The organism is uncultured Planktomarina sp. (assembly GCA_943788425.1).
Taxonomy (GTDB): domain Bacteria; phylum Pseudomonadota; class Alphaproteobacteria; order Rhodobacterales; family Rhodobacteraceae; genus Planktomarina.
On sequence record CALSQF010000008.1, the window covers coordinates 40,858 to 64,363 of the forward strand.

The 23,506-nt window shown below is 54.6% G+C and carries 21 protein-coding genes; 14 read left to right on the forward strand and 7 right to left on the reverse strand.

The annotated features are described in order from the left end of the window. Window positions 1-158: 158 nt before the first annotated feature. A complete protein-coding gene (locus ABLW18_RS08810) occupies window positions 159-863 on the forward strand; it encodes a hypothetical protein (protein WP_347824446.1) in 705 nt (234 codons plus the stop codon). An 8-nt stretch (window positions 864-871) separates the two neighbouring features. Here ABLW18_RS08810 and irr read toward each other — a convergent pair whose 3' ends face one another. Continuing rightward, window positions 872-1,306, reverse strand: a complete 435-nt coding sequence (gene irr / locus ABLW18_RS08815; protein WP_347824447.1) for a Fur family transcriptional regulator Irr — start codon at window positions 1,304-1,306, stop codon at window positions 872-874. Between the two features lie 156 nt (window positions 1,307-1,462). Here irr and fabA point away from each other — a divergent pair, with 156 nt between their 5' ends. From fabA to ABLW18_RS08830, 3 genes are read left to right on the forward strand one after another with little or no spacing between them, the layout of a single operon-like run. Continuing rightward, complete coding sequence (gene fabA / locus ABLW18_RS08820) at window positions 1,463-1,972, forward strand: bifunctional 3-hydroxydecanoyl-ACP dehydratase/trans-2-decenoyl-ACP isomerase (protein WP_347824448.1); 510 nt, start codon at window positions 1,463-1,465, stop codon at window positions 1,970-1,972. A gap of 14 nt (window positions 1,973-1,986) precedes the next feature. Continuing rightward, entirely contained in the window at window positions 1,987-3,216 is a 1,230-nt protein-coding gene (fabB, locus tag ABLW18_RS08825; protein WP_347824449.1) for a beta-ketoacyl-ACP synthase I, read from the forward strand. A gap of 4 nt (window positions 3,217-3,220) precedes the next feature. Continuing rightward, complete coding sequence (locus ABLW18_RS08830) at window positions 3,221-4,009, forward strand: enoyl-ACP reductase (RefSeq protein ID WP_347824450.1); 789 nt, start codon at window positions 3,221-3,223, stop codon at window positions 4,007-4,009. Window positions 4,010-4,070: 61 nt separating this feature from the next. On the opposite strand, the gene ABLW18_RS08835 is transcribed toward ABLW18_RS08830, so the two are convergent. Both ABLW18_RS08835 and ABLW18_RS08840 read right to left on the reverse strand, forming a co-directional pair. After that, entirely contained in the window at window positions 4,071-5,048 is a 978-nt protein-coding gene (locus ABLW18_RS08835) for a threonine/serine dehydratase (RefSeq protein ID WP_347824451.1), read from the reverse strand. A 3-nt stretch (window positions 5,049-5,051) separates the two neighbouring features. Continuing rightward, complete coding sequence (locus ABLW18_RS08840) at window positions 5,052-5,735, reverse strand: haloacid dehalogenase type II (protein WP_347824452.1); 684 nt, start codon at window positions 5,733-5,735, stop codon at window positions 5,052-5,054. A gap of 57 nt (window positions 5,736-5,792) precedes the next feature. Here ABLW18_RS08840 and pcaD point away from each other — a divergent pair, with 57 nt between their 5' ends. The 4 genes from pcaD (at window position 5,793) to ABLW18_RS08860 (ending at window position 10,278) form a co-directional block, all read left to right on the forward strand. Then, window positions 5,793-6,581 carry a 3-oxoadipate enol-lactonase gene (gene pcaD / locus ABLW18_RS08845; RefSeq protein ID WP_347824453.1) on the forward strand — a complete coding sequence of 263 codons (789 nt, stop codon included), beginning with the start codon at window positions 5,793-5,795 and terminating at the stop codon, window positions 6,579-6,581. Window positions 6,582-6,600: 19 nt separating this feature from the next. After that, entirely contained in the window at window positions 6,601-7,827 is a 1,227-nt protein-coding gene (locus ABLW18_RS08850) for a TCR/Tet family MFS transporter (protein ID WP_347824454.1), read from the forward strand. A 69-nt stretch (window positions 7,828-7,896) separates the two neighbouring features. Beyond that, on the forward strand, window positions 7,897-8,982 hold the full coding sequence (locus ABLW18_RS08855) for a Zn-dependent alcohol dehydrogenase (protein WP_347824455.1): 1,086 nt from the start codon (window positions 7,897-7,899) through the stop codon (window positions 8,980-8,982). A 54-nt stretch (window positions 8,983-9,036) separates the two neighbouring features. Further along, a complete protein-coding gene (locus ABLW18_RS08860) occupies window positions 9,037-10,278 on the forward strand; it encodes a mandelate racemase/muconate lactonizing enzyme family protein (protein WP_347824456.1) in 1,242 nt (413 codons plus the stop codon). A 49-nt stretch (window positions 10,279-10,327) separates the two neighbouring features. Here ABLW18_RS08860 and ABLW18_RS08865 read toward each other — a convergent pair whose 3' ends face one another. Next, the gene (locus ABLW18_RS08865; protein ID WP_347824457.1) at window positions 10,328-12,775 is read right to left on the reverse strand and encodes an FAD-dependent oxidoreductase; all 2,448 of its coding nucleotides are present in this window, start codon (window positions 12,773-12,775) and stop codon (window positions 10,328-10,330) included. 54 nt (window positions 12,776-12,829) lie between these two features. Further along, window positions 12,830-14,362: a trimethylamine methyltransferase family protein gene (locus ABLW18_RS08870; protein ID WP_347824458.1), complete on the reverse strand. Its 1,533-nt coding sequence runs from the start codon at window positions 14,360-14,362 to the stop codon at window positions 12,830-12,832. A gap of 173 nt (window positions 14,363-14,535) precedes the next feature. Here ABLW18_RS08870 and ABLW18_RS08875 point away from each other — a divergent pair, with 173 nt between their 5' ends. The 5 genes from ABLW18_RS08875 to gcvP all read left to right on the forward strand — a co-directional run bounded on the left by ABLW18_RS08875 (window position 14,536) and on the right by gcvP (window position 20,866). After that, on the forward strand, window positions 14,536-14,940 hold the full coding sequence (locus ABLW18_RS08875) for a rhodanese-like domain-containing protein (RefSeq protein ID WP_347824459.1): 405 nt from the start codon (window positions 14,536-14,538) through the stop codon (window positions 14,938-14,940). A 33-nt stretch (window positions 14,941-14,973) separates the two neighbouring features. Continuing rightward, window positions 14,974-16,344: an aminotransferase gene (locus ABLW18_RS08880; RefSeq protein WP_347824460.1), complete on the forward strand. Its 1,371-nt coding sequence runs from the start codon at window positions 14,974-14,976 to the stop codon at window positions 16,342-16,344. Window positions 16,345-16,497: 153 nt separating this feature from the next. Then, window positions 16,498-17,595 carry a glycine cleavage system aminomethyltransferase GcvT gene (gene gcvT / locus ABLW18_RS08885; RefSeq protein WP_347824461.1) on the forward strand — a complete coding sequence of 366 codons (1,098 nt, stop codon included), beginning with the start codon at window positions 16,498-16,500 and terminating at the stop codon, window positions 17,593-17,595. A gap of 13 nt (window positions 17,596-17,608) precedes the next feature. Continuing rightward, a complete protein-coding gene (gene gcvH, locus ABLW18_RS08890; RefSeq protein WP_347824462.1) occupies window positions 17,609-17,974 on the forward strand; it encodes a glycine cleavage system protein GcvH in 366 nt (121 codons plus the stop codon). Between the two features lie 51 nt (window positions 17,975-18,025). Further along, window positions 18,026-20,866: an aminomethyl-transferring glycine dehydrogenase gene (gene gcvP, locus ABLW18_RS08895; protein WP_347824463.1), complete on the forward strand. Its 2,841-nt coding sequence runs from the start codon at window positions 18,026-18,028 to the stop codon at window positions 20,864-20,866. Here the strand turns inward: gcvP and ABLW18_RS08900 are convergent. Then, window positions 20,857-21,447 carry an FAD-binding oxidoreductase gene (locus ABLW18_RS08900; RefSeq protein WP_347824539.1) on the reverse strand — a complete coding sequence of 197 codons (591 nt, stop codon included), beginning with the start codon at window positions 21,445-21,447 and terminating at the stop codon, window positions 20,857-20,859. The genes gcvP and ABLW18_RS08900 overlap by 10 nt on opposite strands. Window positions 21,448-21,537: 90 nt before the next feature. Then, window positions 21,538-22,107: an FAD-dependent oxidoreductase gene (locus tag ABLW18_RS08905; RefSeq protein ID WP_347824464.1), complete on the reverse strand. Its 570-nt coding sequence runs from the start codon at window positions 22,105-22,107 to the stop codon at window positions 21,538-21,540. Between the two features lie 149 nt (window positions 22,108-22,256). Here ABLW18_RS08905 and ABLW18_RS08910 point away from each other — a divergent pair, with 149 nt between their 5' ends. Further along, window positions 22,257-23,300, forward strand: a complete 1,044-nt coding sequence (locus ABLW18_RS08910; RefSeq protein WP_347824465.1) for an ABC transporter substrate-binding protein — start codon at window positions 22,257-22,259, stop codon at window positions 23,298-23,300. Window positions 23,301-23,506 lie beyond the last annotated feature (206 nt).

A 23,506-nucleotide genomic window follows, 5' to 3' on the forward strand; every position in this document is an offset into this window, starting at 1 on the left:
TAGGCAATTTCATGCAGTTCCCAACGCTTAAAAGGCATTTAAACTAAGCCAAAGGCCATGCACCCTAAGGACCGTTTGCCTTTAGTTTCGCGCAGGATGATATCGAGCTGACCCACCCAGTCGCGCATCATATAAAATTAGGGTTTCGTCAGACGGTGGTGTTGGCCAATACTCCACTTGTTCGACCGGTAGATCTGCCTGCCGAAACCGCCTTCGTCCGGCGCGCCACAGATATCAGCCAAGAGATAGATGCCATCATCTCTGCCCTGCCCCGACAATGGATCTATTGCTGCTATAATGGCGAATATTTATTTTACCCGTTTTGCGAGTCCCGCAGCATTGGAGAAATCATCGCCTTCGCCACCGACGAGCGCCGCAAGACGATCCCCACGACCGTGGTCGACCTCTATGCGGGAAATTTACCGCAGAGCCCAGATGGGGTGGATGTCACAAGCGCCTATTTGGATCGGTTTGGGTATTACGCAGAGATACGGCAAGACGCCCAAAACGTCCCGCTCGAGCGGCAGGTCAATATCTTTGGCGGCTTACGGTGGCGCTTTGAGGAACACGTTCCATGGGAAAAACGGCGGCTTGATCGCGTGGCTCTGTTTCAGGCCGTTCGTGGGTTGAAATTCCAGCCCGATCTCACCTTCAAACTGCCAAAATTCAACAAAATTTCTTTCCCATGGCATCACAATTTAACCGCAGCTGTCGGCTCGTTTTGGGCGGCCAAATCTTTGCGCCGCAATCCGGACAGCTGCAATGCTATTTCCAGTTTTCAATGGCCGGGATCGGAGCAATTTAAATGGCACTCACAGCACTTGATGGATCTGGGGTTTATGGAACCGGGTCAGTGGTTTTGAGTGAGGCGCTAAGACTTGCGCCTCAGACGAATAACCACATCTACTTTGGCGATCTCCGCCCCATCCGGCGCATCGGGCAGTACCGCAATTTTTAATTGCTCTGCCGGGGCATCCACCAACTCGGCGCTGTCTTCCCAATAAAAATGCGGATGATCCGTAATATTGGTATCAAAATAGCTCTTTGCGCCATCTACAGTAATTTCACGCATCAAGCCAGCATCACAAAAGGCGCGCAGGGTATTGTAGACAGTGGCCAAAGAAACCTTGTCGGCGTGATCATTGCTCGCAGCAAAAAGGCTTTCAGCGGTAACATGCCTATTGTTACCATCACCAATCAATCGTCGCGCCAAAATGACCCGCTGCCGTGTCGGGCGCAACCCGCCTCTGGCCAACCATTGGTCGACAGTCCGATGCGTTTCACCCGAGCTTTTTGCGTAATCCATAGGGTCAATATGACGCCTTGCGACTAATTTTCAATGGCAAAAGTTCAAAATATAAACCAGCATAGTGAAAAAACGAGGCTTCGGCAGCCTTGCCACATGCCCTCAGACGTATATAGAGCTGTAATCAAAACCGTTACACTAACGCAGGAGCCCAATATGCCATCACATTTTCCGACCTCTTTCGACAAAGACGGTCTTTTGAAATGCGCCCGTGGCGAGCTCTTCGGTCCAGGGAATGCGCAATTGCCCGAACCACCGATGTTGATGATGGATCGCGTGACTGAGATCAGCAGCGACGGTGGCCTGCACGGCAAAGGGCATGTGATTTCAGAATTTGATATTCATCCCGAACTATGGTTTTTTAAGTGCCACTTCCCAGGCGATCCGGTCATGCCTGGATGTCTGGGTCTGGATGCGCTGTGGCAATTGACCGGGTTCAATTTGGGATGGCGCGGCATGCCGGGGCGCGGACGAGCTTTGGGCGTCGGCGAGGTGAAATTCACTGATATGGTCACGCCAGAGGTCAAGACGATCACCTATCATGTTGACTTTACGCGTGTTATTGATCGCAAGCTGAAACTGGGCATGGCCGATGGCCGTATGTTTGCAGATGGCAAAGAAATTTATACAACGGCCAATATGAAAGTTGGCTTGTTCACCGATTAATCTAAGGGGATCACATGCGCCGTGTAGTCATCACAGGCCTGGGTATTGTCTCACCCATTGGCAATAATTTCGACGAAGTGACCGATGCGCTGAAAGCGGGCCGGTCAGGGATTGCTTTTGAACCAGAATATGCAGAGAACGGCTTTCGCAGCCGGGTTGCAGGTATTCCGAAAATCAACCCAGCCGAGCATATCGACAAGCGCCACATGCGCTTCATGGGCACGGGTGCAGGTTACAACTATCTGGCTATGGATCAGGCCATTGCCGATTCCGGCCTGGAGGAGAATGAAGTCTCCAATGTCCGCACAGGGCTGATCATGGGCTCTGGTGGGCCTTCGACTGCGAATTTCCACGCGGCTTTCGACGTTGTAAAAAACCGCGGTGGACCAAAACGCATGGGGCCTTTCATGGTGACGCGGTGCATGAGCTCGGCGCATTCTGCGACTCTGGCCACGCCTTTTAAAATCAAGGGCTTGAACTACTCCATCACCTCCGCTTGCGCCACTTCGGCCCATTGCATCGGCAATGCGATGGAGCAAATTCAGCTTGGCAAACAAGATGTGGTCTTTGCTGGAGGTGGTGAAGAGGTGCATTGGTCGCTCTCCTGTCTGTTTGATGCGATGAACGCCATGTCATCGAAGTACAATGATACACCCGAAACGGCCTCACGCCCCTATGACGCCAACCGCGATGGGTTTGTTATCGCCGGCGGCGGCGGCGTCTTGGTTCTCGAGGAACTGGAGCATGCAAAAGCACGCGGCGCGAAAATCTATGCCGAAATGACCGGCTATGGCGCCACATCGGACGGCGCAGATATGGTGGCCCCCTCTGGTGAGGGCGGTGAGCGCTCAATGCGCCAGGCGCTCGCCATGCTAGATCCAGATCGCAAGGTAAACTATATCAACGCCCATGGCACCTCTACCCCAGCCGGCGATGTCACCGAAGTGCAGGCCGTGCGGAATATCTTTGGTCAGGGATCAACACCACCGATCTCCTCGACCAAATCCCTGACGGGGCACTCTTTGGGCGCAACCTCGGTGCACGAAGCCATCTATTCGCTCTCAATGATGCAAAATAGCTTCATTTCTGCCTCCGCTAATGTGCAAGAGCTCGATCCGGCTCTGGATGCCTCAGAGATTGTCACCACACGCCAAGACGATGTTGAACTCGACACGATTCTTTCCAACAGCTTTGGTTTTGGTGGCACAAATGCGACCCTAATTATGAGCAAATTTAACGGATAATATGATGGCAGAACTTCTTAAAGGAAAACGCGGTCTCATCACCGGCATTGCAAATGATCGCTCCATCGCATGGGGCATCGCAGAGGCTATGAAGGCCGAAGGCGCAGAATTGGCTTTCGGCGTGCAAATGGATGTCTTTGGCGAGAAGGTCAAACCTTTGGCGGCTGATATGGGTGTAGATCTGGTGCTGGATTATAATGTGCAAGATGATGCCAGCACACAAGCAGCCTTTGACACATTGGCTGATAAATGGGGCGGGCTGGATTTTGCCGTGCACGCCATCGCCTATTCCGACAAAAGTGAATTGACCGGACGGTTCGTTAATACCAGCCGCGAAAATTTCAAAAACTCTTTGGAGATTTCGGCATATTCCTTCATCGACATGGCTAAGAAAGCTGAGCCTTTGATGAAAGATGGCGGCACTTTGATCACGTTGACCTATCAAGGCAGCCGCAAGGCCACGCCTTGGTATAATGTCATGGGTGTCGCCAAGGCGGCACTGGAATCGGCGGTGGTCTATCTGGCCAATGATTTGGGCCCGCAAAAAATTCGCGTGAACGCGATTTCGCCCGGCCCGATGAAAACCCTCTCCGGCGCGGCCATTGGCGGTGCACGCAAAACGTTCCGCTTTACCGAAGCCAACACCCCTCTGCGGGCCAATGCCACCAAAGCCTCCATCGGCGGCACAGCGGTTTATTTGGCATCAGATTATGGCGAATGCACCACCGGCGAGACCATAATGGTGGATGGTGGTCTTCACATCTTGGGCCTACCGCAACCCGAGAATTTCTAAGAACGACAGGTTCTTAGATATTATCTCAAAACTTTCCGCCCGGCGGCAACGCCGGGCTTTCCTAGTGACAGGGATAGGTTTGAAGTGCGCGGGTGAACAGCTGCGCATCGATATTGCCGCCAGAGGCGATGCATATCACATGATCACCGCTCAGCTGATCCCCATGATATAGGGCAGCTGCCAGCGCAATGGCCCCGCCGGGCTCAAGCACAAGTTTAAAACGGCTGAAGGCTACAGAAATCGCACGCAGGCAATCGTCTTCTGGCACAACAATGCCAGGTCCGCACAGATCGCGCATGAGCGGGAAGGTCATTTCTCCGGGACTCCGGGTCACAATGGCGTCGCAAATGCTGCCGCCGCTACGATCATTGCTTTCCCGACGTCCGCTTTGCAACGAGCGGGTCACATCATCAAAATCGACGGGCTCCACGGGCCGCACGCGCATCTCTGGCGCCTGATGCTCCAGCGCCAAAGCCACACCCGAGGTCAAACCGCCACCGCCACAACACACCAAAACATCAGCCTTCGCGATCCCAACCGCTGCAGCTTGCGCCGCTATTTCCAACCCACAGCTGCCCTGTCCTGCGATCACTTCAGGGGCATCATAAGGCTTGATCAGGCTCAAACCGCGCACTTCAGCCAAATCCGCGCCGATCGCCTCACGATCCTCGCGGTCTCGATCATATAAAATCACCTCTGCCCCCAATGCGCAGGTATTCTCAACCTTCAATTGGGGCGCATCTTTCGGCATTACGATGACGGCTGGAACCCCATGCAGACGCGCGGCCAGCGCCACGCCCTGCGCATGATTGCCTGATGAATAAGCAATCACGCCCGCCGACCTCACCTCAGGTGCAAGAGCCGAGACCGCAGACCAGCCGCCGCGAAATTTAAATGACCCGGTATGTTGCAAAGCCTCTGCCTTGACCCAGACCCTGCGCCCCGCGATCTCATCGACAAAGGAAGAATTGAGCAGCGGGGTGCGCCGCACCTGCCCCTCCAGACGCTGGGCCGCCGCCCGTATCATCTCAATGTTCATTTTCTACACCCCTGCTATCGCCGGAATCCCAGTTAAATCTTGCAACTGATGACGCGGGGTCCATGGCAGGCGATCCACCGGCTCACCGCTCCGGTTCACCCAAGCGGTCGAAAAGCCATATTCCGCTGCCGCTGCCGCATCCCAACCATTGGAGGAGACAAAAAGCACCTCCTCAACCCGACATCCGAAATGCGTGCCAACCAGGTCATAGACTCGGCGGTCTGGCTTGAAAATACCGACAGATTCAACCGACAACACCGCATCCAGCCGATCTGTAAGCCCGGCAGATGCAACGGCACCGTCCAACATATCTGGCGAACCATTGGACAAAATAGCCGTGTTGAGGCCCGCCGCCTTGAGTGCCGCAAGCATTGCCGGCACTTCGTCATAGGCCGCCAAACTCCAATAGAGATCCAGCAGGTCTTTTCGCAGGCGCACGCCCGAGACCCCATTGGCCTCCATCGCCCAATCAAGCCCATCTTGGGTCACCTGCCAAAAATCAGTGTGAGCGCCCATCACAGCTCGCAACCAACTGTATTGCAGCTGTTTTTGACGCCAATCTCCAGCCAATTTCGCCCAATTTTCCGCAATTTCAGCATTTTCTGGGCGGCCAGCTGCTTCGCGGGCCGCAGAGGCCACATCGAACAAAGTCCCATAGGCGTCGAAGACGCAGGTTGTGATAGCCATAGAATCCTCCATAAGATGCTCGCAACGATAGCGACAATCGCCAAAAGGGGAAGAGCCATGCAAGTCTTCGACAAGTCAGGAATGCATATTCATTATCGCGACGAGGGTGACCCACAGGGAGCTCCTTTGGTCTTTTCCAATTCTTTGGGCACAGATATGCGGCTGTGGGATCAGATCATGCCTTTGCTGCCCGAAGGTCTGCGCATCATTCGATATGATATGCGGGGGCACGGTCTGAGCGATTGTCCAGAGGCGCCCTATTCCATGGGTGCGCTCATCTCTGACGCAGAAGCGCTGCTCGATCACCTAAAGATTACATCCTGCCTCTTTGTTGGCCTGTCTATCGGAGGTATGGTTGGCCAGGGTCTGGCGAGCAAAAGGCTCGATTTGATCCGGGCCATGGTTCTTTCAAACACAGCTGCAAAGATCGCCACCAAAGATATTTGGCAAGACCGGATTGACAGCATCCGAAAAGATGGCAATGGGCCCGTGGCTGACGCCACAATGCGGCGGTGGTTTAGCCCTGAAATGTACGGCACGCAGGCCATGGCGCCCTGGGCCAATATGCTGCAGGCCACGCGCAAGGAGGGCTATATCGGCTGCGCTCACGCGATTTCTGGAACAGATTTTCTGACTCCGACATCGGCTTTGCGCTTGCCGGTTATGGGCATCGCCGGAGATCACGACAGCTCAACCCCACCTGATTTGGTGCGCGAAACCCTCGAGCTGATCCCCGGCAGCAGCTTTCACATCATCCGCGGCGCGGGCCATCTGCCCTGCGTTGAGCGGCCGGTGCAATTTGTTCAGCTCTTGAGCGATTTTTTGCGGGCAACCGGACACATCTAATTACTCTAGGAGTCCTGACATGAACAAACCCCTGGCCTTTACCTTCATCATTGTCACGCTGACAATTGATGCCATGGGCATTGGCCTGATTATTCCTGTGATGCCAGATTTGCTGCAAGACATTGAGGGTGGAGATCTCGGCCATGCAGCCATTTGGGGTGGGATTTTGTCAATGGTCTTCGCCTTGATGCAATTTCTTTTTGGTCCAACTATCGGCTCGCTCAGTGACAGATACGGACGCCGTCCCGTCCTGCTGGTCTCATTGCTTGTGATTGCCGTTGATTATGTCGTCATGGGGCTGGCCCATTCGATCTGGCTGCTGGTTCTGACCCGCGTCATTGGCGGCATCGCCGCCGCCACCCAAGCCACTGCCGCAGCCTTCATCTCGGATATCTCGACCAAGGACAACCGTTCCGCCAACTTCGGCATACTGGGCGCCTCCTTTGGTGTTGGCTTTGTGCTGGGGCCACTGATCGGTGGTCTTTTGGGCGAATATGGTTTCCGCGTCCCCTTTTTCGCCGCCGCAGGGCTTGCCAGCCTCAACCTCCTGTTGGGATATTTTGTGTTGCCCGAAACGGTGAGCAAACCCATGCGCCGCCGGTTTGATCCAGCCCGGGCCAATCCTTTAGGCGCGCTGGTGCAAATTCGTAAAATCCCCGGGCTCGCGCGCTTCTTACTGGTGTTTTTTCTCTATGAATTTGCCTTTTATTCATATCCTGCGATTTGGGTGTATTACGCCAAAGCACAGTTCAATTGGGAGCCTGGCATGGTTGGCCTGTCCTTGGCCTCCTTCGGGATTTCCGTTGCCGTTGTCGAGGGTCTGTTGATTCGCAGAATCTTGCCCTGGCTTGGTGAAAAGCGCACCATAATCATCGGCTTTATGTTCAATATCGCCATGTTTTCCGCTTTGGGCTTTCTCACCTCGGGGTTTTGGGCCCTCATCATCGCGCCGTTCTCGGCACTTGGCTCGATCGTTGTCCCCGCAATGCGTGGCATAATGGCCAATAAGGCGGCCAGCAATCAGCAAGGGGAATTACAGGGTATCATCGCCTCAACCCAATCTTTGGCGGTTATTTTTGCCCCCTTGGTGCTGACCTATGTCTTTTATCTCGCCACACGCCCGGGTGGGCCGGTCTTTCTGCCGGGCGCGCCGTTTCTTTTGGCTGCAGCCGTGGTGGCGATCACGCTGACCTTATTCACCACCCGGCCAAGGGGAAGCATCTCTGGACAAAATTCAGCCCCTTAAATGTCGCAAAACCTCTTGCAGGTTCTGCAACAGCCCTTAGCCTCGGGGCATCTATCTCATGGAGCCGAAATGACCCGTATCAAAGCCGCCGTCGCCCATGCCTTTGGCCAGCCTCTTTCCATCGAAGAGGTTGAACTGGCGCATCCGAAACCTGGTGAAGTCGAAGTTACCCTCGATGCCTGCGCCATTTGCCACTCAGACATCACATATCTGGATGGCGGTTGGGGCGGCTCACTGCCTGCGGTCTATGGCCATGAGGCGGCGGGACGCATTTCTGCCCTTGGCGATGGGGTCACTGGGCTAAAGGCTGGCGATGCGGTCGTGGCAACATTGATTCGCTCTTGTGGCACTTGCCCCGCCTGCTGCACAGGCCGGCCGACAGGCTGTGAAACCGCCTATGACGGGGACAAAGGCCCGCTGTCCATGCCGGACGGCAGCAAGTTGCATCAAGCTATGGCCAGCGGGGCCTTTGCCGAGCGCGTGGTTGTTGCGCAAACTCAGGTCGTGAAAATCGGCGATGATATCCCCATGGATGTAGCCTCTCTCATCGCCTGCGGTGTGATCACTGGCGTGGGAGCGGTGGTTAATGCTGCTCAAATGCGCCCTGGCCAAGATGCGGTCGTCATTGGAGCGGGAGGGGTTGGTCTCAACGCTATCCAGGGCGCACGGATCGCCGGCGCCCGGCGGATTGTCGCCGTGGATATGCTGCCAGAAAAGCTCGACATTGCTATGGAATTTGGCGCAACCCACGGGGTGCTGGCCACCGGCGAAACGCCTTGGGTTGAGGCGCTGCAGGCGCTGGGCCGCGGCGCGGATGCAGTTTTTGTCACAGTGGGTGCCGCCGGCGCCTATACCACCGCGCCCAATTATCTCGCCAGTGGCGGCAAGGTCATTATGGTGGGCATGCCCGCAACAGGCGCCGCCTCTTCCTATGAAGCCGGAAATCTTGCGGCGGCCTCGCAAGCCATGATCGGCTCCAAAATGGGAGATGTGGTTATCCAACGCGATATCCCATGGATCGTGGATCTGTACCGCCAAGGCCGCCTAAAGCTTGATGAATTGATCTCGGCCCATTGGAGCCTTGCGCAAATCAATGAGGCCATCGCAGATACAAAAACTGGATCCGCAAAGCGGAATGTGATCCTGTTTAAATAAATTGGCAACCACCTCAAACCCGCCACAAGAAGGCGCAGATATTGGAACATTGATATGAAACTGCAAGATCTTGAAGTGATCGTCACGGCGCCTCCTGCACCCGGCTGGGGGGGGCGCTATTGGATCTTTGTCAAAGTCACCACCGACACTGGAGTTACGGGGATCGGGGAGTGCTATGCCAGCAGCCTCGGGCCGACCACAATGACACATGTGATCCACGATGTCTTCGAGCGGCATATGCAGGGACAAAGCCCAGAAGATATCGAACTGATGTTTCGCCGCGCCTATTCCAGCGGTTTCACCCAAAGACCAGATTTAACGGTCATGGGGGCTTTTTCGGGGCTGGAAATTGCCTGTTGGGATATTCTTGGCAAGGATCGTGACCGCCCAGTCTGGGCGCTTTTAGGCGGCAAAATGAATGAGCGCATTCGGGCCTATTCTTATCTCTACCCACTCGAGCACCACGATGTGAACAATTTTTGGGGCAACGCAGATCAAAACGCAGAATCTGCGCGCGCGGCCCTTGCCAAAGGTTACACGGCAGTAAAATTTGACCCTGCTGGTCCCTATACTTTGCGCGGCGGGCATATGCCGGCCATGTCTGATATTCACCAATCCATTGCTTTTTGCAGCGCCATCCGTGAGGCCGTGAGCGACAAGGCCGATTTATTATTTGGCACCCATGGGCAGTTTTCAACCGCAGGCGCCATTCGGCTTGGCACGGCGCTGGAGCAGTTTTCACCGCTTTGGTTTGAAGAGCCCATACCGCCCGATAATATTGCTGAAATGGCCAAGGTGGCCCGCGCTGTCACCACACCGATCGCCACCGGGGAGCGCTTGACCACCAAAGCTGAATTTGCCGAGGTCTTGCGGCAAGGGGCAGCCACAATCTTACAGCCCGCTTTGGGCCGGTCGGGCGGCATTTGGGAGACCAAGAAAATCGCCGCCATTGCGGAAGTGTATAATGCGCAAATGGCTCCGCATCTTTATGCCGGACCAGTGGAATGGGCCGCAAATATCCACCTTTCGGTGTCCATCCCCAATACTTTGATTGCCGAAACCATTGAAACACCCTTCCATGATGCTTTGATTAAAAGCTCGATCCAAGTTGAAAACGGGTTCATAACAGCGCCCAGCGCCCCGGGTCTTGGCATTGAGTTTGACGAGGTGCTCGCCTGGGCCCATCCCTACGAAGATGATGGAAAACACCTACATTTGCAGATGCAAGAGGCACCATGTGACTACCAAAACGGCAATCTGTTCCTTGGAGGTGCGCCGCCCAAACCCATGGATTAAAGCGTCTGGGCAATGGGTGCGGGACACATTGCCCAGTGCGCGCTGCTCCTTAACTGCGCATTTTTAACCCATCGGGGTCGTAAAGCGGCGCGGACTGTATTTCGGCGTTGTACATTTGCCCTAAAATTTCGACCTCTAACTTTTGCCCACCGGCGCTAAGCTCTGCGGGAACATAGCCCATCGCCATAGAGCGACCGACATGATGGGCAAAGCCGCCGGACGAGATATAGCCAACGGCCGCGCCCTGATGCAGGATCGCCTCATCATTGGACACATCGATCCCCTCAAGCTCGAGGGTTAAGGTGACCAAGCGCTTGGCCGGTTGTTTCCCCGCTAGAGCGGCAGATTTGCCGATGAACTCTTTGTTCCAATTGATGAACCCATCAAGACCGGCTTCAGCGGCGGTAAAATCGGGTCTGAAATCGAGGCCCCAAGCGCCCCAGCCTTTCTCAAGCCGCATCGACATCAAAGCCCGCGCGCCGTACCAGCGCAGACCCTTGTCTGCCCCAGCCAGCTCCACCGCTTCGGTCAGGCGGCGCAAATATTGGGGCTTGCAGTAAATTTCATAGCCCAATTCACCCGAAAAACTGATCCGGGTCAGGATTACCGGAACGCCCGCAACATAGGTCATTTTGGTGTCGCGAAAGGCGAAGCCTGCGGCGCTGACATCCTCGCGGGTCAATTCAGCCAACACCGCTCGGGAGTTTGGACCGCTGAGCGCCAAACCATGCCAATCCTCACTGACATTGCGATAGCGCACATCGGCAGGCAAATCGCGCGTGAACCAACGCCTATGGGCTTCTTGCATCGTTCCCGATCCAAAGAGCATGAAATGATCCGCCCCATAACACGCCACGGTTAAATCACCGTAGAGCCTGCCCTTTTCCGTCAACATCGGCGTCAAAGTCACGCGGCCGGGTTTTGGCACGAAACCGGCCAAGATCCTGTCAAGATAGGCACGGGCTCCCGGGCCCTTGAATTCATGTTTGGCGAAATTGGCCACCTCAATCGCCCCAACATCTGCGCGCACAGCTGCCACCTCACGCGCCACATAGTCATGGCTGCGGTTGCGTTCAAAACTGGGCGCCTCATGGGCGTCTTCAGGGCCATTGGCAAACCAAAGCGCATGTTCCAAACCAAAACTCTGATCCATGCGCGCACCCTTGGCCAGCAGATGATCGTAAATCGCAGTAGTTTTCTGCAGACGCCCCTTCGGCAACGTCTCATTGGGAAAGGTCATCACAAAACGACGTTCGTAGTTTTCAGTCGATTTCACCGTGCCCCAATCTGGCGTCGCCCAATCACCAAAACGTGCCACATCCATGGCCCAGACATCGATTGAGGGCTCCCCATCTATCATCCATTCGGCCATGGTCAGCCCAACGCCGCCCCCTTGGCAAAAGCCCGCCATAACTCCGACCGCGCACCAATAGTTCGTCATTCCTGGCACGGGGCCAATCATCGGATTGCCATCCGGGCCAAAAGTAAAGGGACCGTTGATTGCTTGCCGAATGCCCACCTCCCCCAAAACAGGAATACGCTCAAAGGCAAACTCCAAACGATCTGCGATTTGCTCCAGATTTGGTTGCAACAATTCATGGCCAAAATCCCAGGGGGTGCCATCTACTTTCCAAGGGGTTCCGCGCTGCTCATAGGTGCCCAAAAGCAGCCCGTCCCGCTCTTGGCGAAAATAGATATTGGCCTCATAATCAATTCCACAGGGCAAGCGGTTCGGTGCATCAGCAATGGCTTGGATCTTTTCCGTCAACAGGTAGTGATGCTCCATCGGCTGCACCGGAATCTTGAGCCCCTGCATCTGCCCCACTTCGCGCGCCCAAAGCCCGCCACAATTCACGATATGCTCCGCGTTGATCGTACCGCGCGGCGTGTGTACGTCCCAGCTTCCATCTGGCCTCTGAATGGTCTTTGTCGCAGGCGTATGGGTGAAATATTGTGCCCCATGCACCTTGGCCGCTTTGGCGAAGGCATAGGTCGCCCCAGAGGGGTCCAAATCGCCATCTTGATCATCCCAAAGCGCGGCAATGTAATGTTTTGGATCAATCAACGGATGGCGATCAGCCACTTCCGCCGGACTGATGAACTCTTGACTAAGGCCCATATAGCGCGCCTTCGACCGTTCGCGTTTGAGGTAATCATACCAGGTTTTATTTGACGCCAAATAAAACCCTCCGGTCATATGCAGCCCAACCGAATGGCCCGAAAGCTCCTCAATTTCTTTGTATAGGTCGATGGTATAGCCTTGCAGACGGCTGATGTTCGGATCGCTTGAAATCGTGTGAATTTGCCCAGCCGCGTGCCAGCTAGACCCCGATGTCAGCTCGTCGCGTTCGAGCAAAACTGCATCGTTCCAGCCAAATTTTGCCAGGTGGAACAAGATAGAACAGCCCACGACACCGCCGCCAATAATCACGACTTTCGCATGGCTGGGTAGAGCTTTTGCTCCGCCCCCGTTTTCGGATTTTTGAATCTCTGGCATATCAGTCTAACCGTCTTTTAAGTTCTAGTTTTCAAGCCTAGCATGGCCGTTCTCTCAATACCAAGCGTCCGGAATTTCAGATTTTCGGCGCTCCACATAGGCTTGCAATTCTTCCTTCACACCTGCGTCAATCGGCGGAGGCTTATAGGCACGCAACCGGCTGGTCCAGCGTTCATAGGCCCGCTGCCGCATATCTTTCGCCCCACCGTCTTCCCAGCTTTCGACATTTTCGCTGTCGCTGAGCGCTGGCTCATAAAAGGCAGTTTGGTAATTGCGCATGGTATGGGCCGAGCCGAGAAAATGCCCAGCCGGTTCAACCTCGCCATAGGCATCACGCGCAAGCGCTTCAGGGCTGCAATCCAGCCCGGCACCCAGTTTTTGATAGCCGCCCAAACGGTCCGCATCCATCACCAGCTTTTCAAATCCAGTGCAGAGCCCACCTTCCATCCAACCGGCTGCATGAAGAACAAAATTTGCGCCGGCCAGCATGGTGGAATGCATGGAATCGGTACTCTCATAAGCCGCCTGTGCATCTTCGATTTTGCTTGCGGTCAAAGATCCACCACAGCGCAGCGGCAAGCCCGCAGCCCGCGCCATTTGACCAATGGCATAGTTCGACAGGATCGGTTCTGGCATGCCAAAGGTTGGCGCGCCTGATTTCAGGCTCATTGAACTGAGAAAATTGCCTAAGACAAATGGCGCCCCTGGGCGGATCAGTTGCGAAAAGGCGCAGCACATCAGCGCCTCTGCCATGGCTTGGGTGACCGACGCTGCGGTGCTGACAGGTCCCATCGCGCCCGATAGTATAAAGGGGACCACCACGATCCCCTGGCCGCGGCTGCAATAGGTATCAATCGCCTGAGTGACCACTTTGTCGACCAAAAGCGGTGAATTTGTGTTCACATTGCCCATGATGACACAGTTTTGATCCATCACCTCGCGGCCAAAAACAATTTCCGCCATGTCCACGCTGTCCTGCGCCCGGCTTTGTTCGGTGATCGCGCCCAGATGCGGTTTGTCCGAACAGGTCATATGCAAATACAACATATCCAAATGACGCTTGCTCACTGGCACATCGCAGGGTTCACAAATCACCAAGCCTCCATGATGCAAATTCGGGAGCATATAGGTCAGCTTGATCAATTTCTCGAGACTGTCCAGATCCCCATAACGTCGGCCCTTTTGCAAATCGCGCACGAATGGCACGCCGTAGATCGGCGCAAATACTTGATTTTGTCCGCCTATAACCACATCGCGGGCTCTGTTGCGGGCAATTTGGGTGAATTGCTCCGGCGCGGTCTTGCACAATCCGCGGACCTGAGATGCCTCCATGCGCACCCGGTCGCCGTCAATCCGCGCACCGGCCTGGCGCCAAATCTCAAGCGCCTTTGGATCATCACGGAACGCAATGCCAACGTCTTGCATCAACCAATCAACCTGCGCCTCAAGCTGCGCCATAGTAGCGTCATCTAACGGGTCGAAAAACGCCAATCGCCGCTTCAGATAGGGGCTGGGCGGTGCAGTACCAATTCCCGCCTCATTGCCTTGCCGCGCCCGTGCTCCGGTGGTTGATTTTCGTCGGGCCATATCCGCTCCAGTTTGCTGATCGACCCTATACTAGGCAAATCCACCCCACCACCGAACCGCCATTAACGACGAAACCATGTCAAAAACCCACGGTTTTGCGCCGATATCGGCGGCGCCGGTAAGTCTTTGCAATCTGCGCCCCATAGGCTACCAATGTGGTAAGGAGGCACAGTATGACCCAAGTGATTACAACATCTGTCAAAGACTTGGTGGCCGCAGCCAACGCAGAAGTCACCACCCTTACTGTGGAACAGGCCCAGGCACTGATTGACAGCCCGGACCATGTGATTGTGGATCTGCGTGACATACGCGAGTTGCAACGCACAGGTAAGATACCAGGCGCTTTTTCCTGCCCGCGCGGGATGCTGGAATTTTGGATTGATCCAGCCAGCCCCTATCATAAAGAGATTTTCAACCAAGATAAGACCTATGTATTTTACTGTGCCAGCGCTTGGCGTTCGGCCCTAAGTGCGAAAGTGGCGCAAGATATGGGACTGGCACCGGTGGCCCATATTTCTGGCGGCTTTACCGCATGGCTCAAAGCCGATGGACCCGTTGAGGCGCTGCCAGAAAAATAGCGCCCGAGCACTTGGGGTAACAAAAGAGGTTTCATGCAAAATTCACCGTCTCCTGAAGAACTACACGCCTTTGATCGGGAGCATTTCTTGCACCCATGGCATGATATGAACGCGTGGCGTGGCTATGATAATATGTTGGTGCAGGAAGCGCAGGGTATCTATCTTTACGATGAAACCGGCAAGAAATTTATAGACGGTCCCGGCGGCATGTGGTGCGTGCAGATCGGCTATGGGCAAGCAGAGATGGCTCAGGCAATCGCAGCCCAGGTGCTGGAAATGCCCTATGCCTCACCCTTTACCAATGTGACCCAACCTGGCGCGATGCTGGCCAAGAAATTGGCCGATTTTGCGCCAGGGGATTTGAACAATGTATTCTTCACCACAGGCGGCTCCACAGCCGTCGATACCGCTTTGCGGGCGATGCAGTTTATGAACAATAGTCTTGGACGACCCGAAAAGAAGATGATCCTAGCTCGGGAGAAAGGCTATCACGGCTCGACTTATCTGGCAGCATCCGTGAGCGGAAAAGAGCGGGATGTCACCAAATTCGATGTCGAAAGTCGCTTGGTGCATTTCCTACCCAATGTGAATCCCTATCTGCGCCCCGATGAAATGAGTGTCGCGCAATGGTGCGATGCCAAAGTGCAAGATCTTGAAGAGGCTATTGCCCAGCTTGGGGCCGAAAATATTGGCGCGTTCATTGCCGAACCTATTTTGAGCTCAGGCGGTGTGATTGTTCCGCCAGAGGGGTATCATAAACGCACCTTCGATATCTGCCGCGCCCATGATATTTTATATATCTCTGATGAGGTGGTCACTGGCTTCGGACGACTCGGTCATTGGTTTTCCTCCGAGGCTGTATTTGGAATTCAGCCCGACATCATTACCTGCGCCAAAGGCTTGACCTCCGGCTATTTGCCCTTGGGCGCCTGTATTATTTCTGACCGCATGATGGAGCGGATGACCCATCGAGGTGACGTCTTATTCTCCAACGGCTATACCTATTCGGGCCACCCAGTGAGCTGTGCCGCAGCCCTGAAAAATATAGAAATTTTGGAGCGCGACAATGTATTGGCACATGTGCGCGATATCGCCCCCTATTTCCAAGAGCGGCTCGCGCGGTTGGCGCGTTACCCAATCATTGGTGACGCCCGGGGCGCCGGTTTGATCGGGTGCATAGAAGCGCGGCTGAGCAAGGATGGCTCGCGGCTTGAAGATGAACGCGAAATCGGCGCGATGATTGATGAGGCGTGCCATGACCGCGGACTGATTGTACGGCCCTTGATCAACATGTGCGTGTTTTCGCCGCCGCTCATAATCAGCAAAAATCAGGTGAATGGTTTGTTTGACATTCTAGAACAAGCCATTGAAACGGTTTGTGACAATTTCGATCTGCCCCCATGATCCTGATCTGGTCATGTAACCCATAGGGCTGTATTTTAGTTCTTAACCCATAAACAAAATCGGTGTCATTATTTGACTTGAAAAGCATTAAAAAAATCGTATAAACGAAAAAGTTTCCGATAGTGGAAAAATGTTCAAGAACGGGAAAATATCATGAGCGATACACCCAAACGTACAGCATTATATGATCTTCACTGCGCCTTGGGCGGCAAAATGGTTGATTTCGCGGGATGGGAAATGCCCGTGCAGTATCCTATGGGTATTATGGGTGAGCATCAGCACTGCCGCAACAAAGCAGCCTTATTTGACGTGAGCCACATGGGGCAAGTCCTGTTGCATGGCCCCAATGCCGCCGAAAAATTGGAAGCCTTGGTTCCAGCCGCTTTGAGCACATTGCCCGAGGGCAAAGCACGCTACACATTCTTCACCAATGAGACTGGCGGCATCATGGATGACCTGATCGTATCGAATGCGGGCGATCATTTGTTCTTGGTGGTCAATGCCTCTATGCGCGCTCAAGATATCCCGCATATGAAAGCCCATCTAAAAGACATTGAGGTCACAGAAATTTTCGACCGTTGCCTAATTGCGGTACAAGGCCCCTCAGCGCAGGATGTGGTGGCCGGGCATTGTCCGCAGGCGACTGAATTGAACTTTATGCAGACTTGTGAGGCGCTGATCGATCACACGCTCTGCCGAATTTCACGCTTGGGCTACACCGGTGAGGATGGCTATGAAATTTCCATTCCAGAAGCCGATGCCGAACGGATTACACGGTTGATGCTGGATCATCCAGACTGCGCCCCGGCCGGACTTGGTGCCCGAGATAGCCTGCGTCTCGAAGCGGGATTGTGCTTATACGGCAATGATATAACACCTGATACATCCCCTATTGAAGCCGGTCTCAACTGGGCCATTCAAAAAAGTCGGCGCGAAGAAGGCGGCTTTCCCGGTGCGGCGCGTATCATAGCAGAGTTGGAACATGGCGCGGCGCGCAAATTGGTCGGCATCATGCCGCAGGGCCGCGCCCCAGCACGCGCAGGGGTCGAAATTCACGACCTGCACGGCAACGCCATTGGTGAGATCACTTCAGGTGGTTTCGGCCCAACCGTCCAAGGTCCGGTTGCTATGGGCTATGTAAAGGCCCATCACAGCGCGCCGGGCCAAGAGCTGCACCTGATCATTCGCGGCAAGCCGCAGCCGGCCACGGTCTGCGCGCTGCAATTCGTTCCACAAAATTACAAACGCTAAACGGGAGACCCAAATGACGACATATTATTCCGAAGAACACGAATGGATCATAGTGGAAGGCGACACTGCCACCATCGGCATCACAGCCCATGCCGCAGAGCAATTGGGCGATATCGTCTTTGTAGACCAAAAAGAGGAAGGCGATGAGTTTGAAAGCGGCGATGAAATCGGTGTGATTGAATCGGTTAAAGCGGCCTCTGAAATCTTCGCCCCTGTGGACGGGGAGATCATTGCAGCCAACGAGCTTTTGCAAAGCAACCCCGCCGCCTTAAACGAAAATCCCGAAGCAGATGCTTGGATTTATAAAGTCAAACTCTCCGATCCTGCCCAGCTCGAAGGGCTGATGGATTTGGCCGGTTACAAAACTTTCATCGCTTGACCACCCACAGACTTAATCGCTGAACCACAGACTAAAAGCGGAGCTACACGCATGCCTTTTGAACTGACCACTTATGAAGCCTATGATTTCGCCAACCGTCGACACATCGGCCCATCGCCGTCAGAGATGGAAGAGATGCTGCGCACCATTGGATTTGATAGCCTGGATGCATTGATCGATGCGACCGTGCCACAGGCCATCCGTCAAACAGCTCCGCTAGACTTTGGCCCGGCAATGTCCGAGCGCGATGCGCTGCATCACATGAAACAAGTGGCCAGCAAAAACCAAGTCCTGACCTCGCTGATTGGTCAGGGCTATCACGGCACCACCACCCCAGCGCCCATCCTGCGCAATATCTTGGAAAATCCCGCTTGGTACACCGCCTACACCCCCTATCAGCCAGAAATCTCGCAAGGGCGGCTTGAAGCTTTGCTGAATTACCAAACGATGGTGAGCGATCTTACTGGGCTAGATATTGCCAACGCCTCCTTGCTCGATGAAAGCACAGCGGCCGCAGAGGCGATGACGATGGCCATGCGCTCTGCCAAGTCAAAATCACAAACTTTCTTTGTAGATGAGAACTGCCATCCGCAAAATATTGCTGTGATTCAAACCCGTGCGGAACCTTTGGGGATCGAGATTGTTGTGGGTTGCCCAGACGATTTGGACGCAAGCGCCGTTTTTGGCGCCATTTTCCAATATCCCGGCACCTATGGGCATGTGCGCGACTTCACATCCCAAATTGAGGCCCTGCATGCGCATAAAGCCTTGGCTATTGTTGCGGCAGATCCACTATCTCTGGCACTGCTCAAAAGCCCTGGTGAGATGGGCGCGGATATCGCCATTGGCTCCACTCAGCGCTTTGGCGTGCCCATGGGCTATGGCGGACCGCATGCAGCCTATATGGCGACACGGGATGCCTTCAAGCGTTCAATGCCTGGCCGGATCATCGGCGTCTCAGTGGACAGCCGCGGCAATAAGGCGCTGCGCCTGGCGCTACAAACCCGTGAACAGCACATTCGGCGTGAGAAAGCCAACTCGAATGTTTGCACCGCGCAAGCGCTCTTGGCGGTGATCGCCTCCATGTATGCGGTCTATCATGGGCCGGACGGTATAAAAGCCATTGCACAATCGGTACACCGCAAGACAAGCCGCCTCGCCAAAGGGCTTGAGTCCTTAGGCTTTGATGTGCAACCTGAGGTCTTCTTTGACACGATCACCGTGCATGTTGGGAACCTCCAAGGGGTGATCCTACAGGCCGCCGTGGCCAATGGAATCAACCTGCGCAAGATTGATGCGGACCGTGTCGGCATCAGCCTTGATGAGCAAACACGCCCAGAAACCATCGAGGCAGTGTGGCGCGCCTTTGGTAGCGATCTGAAGGATGACAGCAAGGCCAATCGGGCCTATCGCCTGCCAGATTCCATGCTGCGCGAAAGCGCCTATCTTACCCATCCTATTTTCCACCTCAACCGCGCCGAAGCGGAAATCACCCGCTATATGCGCCGGCTAGCAGACCGCGATTTAGCGCTGGATCGGGCTATGATCCCACTGGGCAGCTGCACGATGAAGCTCAACGCCACCATAGAGATGATCCCGGTGACTTGGCCAGAATTTGCCAATTTGCACCCATTCGTGCCTGTCGATCAAGCGCGCGGCTATCATGAGATGTTTGCGGATTTAAATGCTAAGCTTTGCGACATAACTGGCTATGATGCCATCAGCCAGCAGCCCAATTCGGGCGCACAGGGTGAATATGCTGGCCTGTTGACCATCCGAAAATACCATGCAGCCAATGGGCAAGCGCATCGGAATGTCTGTTTGATTCCCACATCCGCCCATGGAACCAACCCAGCCTCCGCACAAATGGTTGGCTATAAGGTCGTTGTCGTGGGATCAGATGCTGACGGCAATATCGATGTCGCCGATTTTCGTGCCAAAGCAGAACTGCACAGCGACGCCCTGGCCGCCTGTATGATTACCTATCCCTCGACACATGGGGTGTTCGAGGAAACCGTGCAAGAAGTGTGCAAGGTCACCCATGATCACGGCGGTCAGGTCTATATCGACGGGGCCAATATGAACGCTATGGTTGGCCTGTCGCGACCTGGCGATATTGGCGGTGATGTCTCACACCTCAATCTGCACAAGACTTTCTGCATTCCCCATGGCGGGGGCGGGCCAGGCATGGGGCCGATTGGTGTAAAGGCCCATTTGGCCGCGCATTTGCCAGGCCATCCGGAATATGGAAGCGACGTTGGACCGGTCTCCGCAGCACCTTTCGGCTCACCGTCCATCCTGCCGGTCAGCTGGGCCTATATCCTGCTAATGGGCGGCGCCGGCCTCACGCAAGCGACAAAAGTGGCTATTTTAAACGCCAATTACATTGCCGCGCGTCTCGAAGGTGCGTTTGACATTCTCTACACCTCCAAAACGGGGCGCGTGGCGCATGAATGTATCATCGACACAAGACCCCTCAATGAGGCAGCGGATGTCACAGTAGATGACTGCGCCAAACGCCTGATGGACAGCGGCTTTCATGCGCCGACAATGAGCTGGCCCGTCGCGGGCACCTTGATGGTTGAGCCCACCGAGTCCGAGCCTAAAGCCGAATTAGATCGCTTCTGTGACGCTATGCTCTCGATCAGAGCAGAGGCGCAGGACATTATTGATGGCAAAATGGATCGTATCAATAACCCCCTAAAAAACGCGCCACACACAGTCACGGATTTGATCGAAACCTGGGACCGGCCCTATAGCCGTGAGCAGGCTTGCTATCCTGCGGGCGCTATGCGGGGTGACAAATATTGGGTGCCCGTGAACCGTGTGGATAATGTACATGGCGACCGCCACCTGATCTGTACCTGCCCCCCTTTGGAAGCCTATGAATAGGCCTGATAGCGGGCCGGGTCAAAGGCAGACAGATCTGCATTTCTGGGTTGATTGCTGACCATATAAGCAATCAACCGCCCGGTTTTTGGTCCAGCCGTCAGCCCGATATGTTGGTGACCAAAAGCCATATGGCCATTGTCTATGGCGCGGGCAGGCCCAATGCGCGGTAGGCTGTCTGACGTGGCCGGCCTACGCCCCATCCAGTCGCTCATGTGATCGTAAGTCAAGTCGGGAAACAGCGTTGCAATCTGTCGCTTGGTGAACTGTACTGGCCCATCCTGCACCGCCGCCTCGGTGCTGGTAAATTCCACCACCCCCGCATATCGGATGCGCCCTTCCATGGGGGTCACAACATATTTGCCGGCAGCCACCATCATCGGCGCTTTGGGCATGGCGCTGAGATTATGCAGCTCAATATGGTAGCCGCCCTCGCTCTCAAAGGCCAAGCGTTTGATCCCAAGCTTCTTTGCCATCTTGCCCGACCAAGTTCCCATGGCCAGAACGATATGATCGCCCGTGACCCGGCCCTGATCTGTGATTAAGGCCTTATAGGCTCCATCCTGCAGCTCGATATCTTCAATTTGGCCACGAGCATCGTGCCGCCTTCCGCTTGAAAACGCGCCAGGAGCGCGGCCAGATAGGCCCCCGGATCTGAAATACGGCCACTGTTCTTATAACACACAACTTTGGCACATTGACCGCTGTAAAGCGGATCTCTGATCCGCATAAGCCGCCCCATCGAGCCCCTCAATCTCATAGCCATGCGCACGGCGCAGCACACGGCCTGACTCATCTGCGAAGTAACTCGTCTCTGTGGCGTAACCAAAACAGAAATCCTCTTGACTGATAAAGCGCTCTGCTCCGGTTACCTCGGCCAAAGATTGATGCTGGGCATGGCTATCGGACAAGAGATAAGATAGGGAACAGGCGCAATGTGCCACATGAACTGCGCGAGCAAAGCTGAGAAATTTCGCCAAAAAAGGCAACAGGCGAGGCAGATAGCGCCATTCTAAAAATAACGGTTCATCACGGCTGAACACCATTTTTGGCAGCTTTTGCGCCAATCCAGGCACAGGCACCGGCAGGATCGCACCCGCAGCCAGAACGCCCGCATTGCCATAGCTGGTGCGCAACGCCCCATCCATACGATTCACAAGCGTGAGCTCATGCCCCGCCCGTTGCAGCCAAATTTCCGAAGAAACTCCAACGATACCGGCGCCGGCAATCACAACATGAACCATGGGTTTTACCTTCATTTTTACAAGGCGAAAGCCGCGAGACCGCCCTTTGCAACCGCCCCACCGCAAGTCATATCGAATAGAATTCTTGAAGCAAACAAAAAGCTGGTCTAAAGTTTTTTCACGGCGGTTTGCCGACAAGGAGATACATTATGAACCTGAAAAAAATATTGCTGGCCACCACGGCCGCAACACTTGTCAGTGGCGCCGCGACAGCCGCCGATGACGGATTGGTTGTGCTCGATTGGTCTGGCTATGAAGACGAGGGCTTCTTCCAAAAGTATATCGAAAAGCATGGTGATGCGCCAACATACTCCTTCTTTGGTGAAGAAGAGGAAGCTTTCCAGAAACTGCGTGCGGGTTTCAGAGCGGATGTCTCACACCCTTGCAGCCAATCTGTGTCAAAATGGTTAGAAGCCGGCCTGCTCGAGCCGCTTGACACCTCACGGATTGAACTGTGGGATGATGTGAATATGGAGATGAAAGAAGCCTTCAAATTTGACGGCGGGTATTATCTTCTGCCGATGGATTGGGGCACGACAGCTTTGACCTATCGCACAGATATGGTTGACATGGCGAAAATGGACAGCCTATCGGTGTTCCTTGATCCCGCCTATGCTGGCCGGATTGCACTGCCAGATAATGTCGATGACATCTACGCCTTGGGCTATTTGGCCAATGGTCTCGCCGATTGGACCAAAGCCACCGACGCCGATTTTGAAGCTGCCTCTGCCTGGCTGCGTCAAGCGCATCAAAATGTGCGGGCCTATTGGGCCGATGGCGCAGAATTGGCGCAATTGATGGGCAGTGGTGAGGTTGTTGTCTCGTGGGCCTGGAGCGAAACGCCTGCTACCATGGCCGCCGAGGGCCTGCCGGTTGAAGCCAACCGCTCGACAAAAGAGGGCTCTTCAAGCTGGTTCTGTGGCTATGTGAATTTGGCAAATGGACCCAATCCAGAAGACAAAATGTATGATTTCTTCAATGCATGGATGGACCCCGGCTCAGCAGGTTATATCGTGTCAGAATGGGGCTATGGCCACGGCAACCAAACCGCCATGACGGCCATTGGCGCCGAAGCTTTGGCTGAGGCCGGCCTTGGCCCTGTGGATGCGCCCGTCCTGGCACAGGTACCAATGAACCAAGCATTGCGTGAAAAAATGATCGCAGAATTCGAGAAGATCAAAGCCGGTTTCTAATCTAAACCGCAAGCCATACGAAAAGACAAAGAGCGCCCCTTTGGGCGCTCTTTTTATTTCAAAAGGCCTTTGCAAAACGTTCCCCAAACACCGAGAGACGGCGATACCCACTAAGGGCGAGATGATCAATCTTTAATCCTTTGTGGCTCCGATGCCCTAAATGCGAAAGGGCCGTTGTACTGCAATCACAGCAGACCCACTTTCGA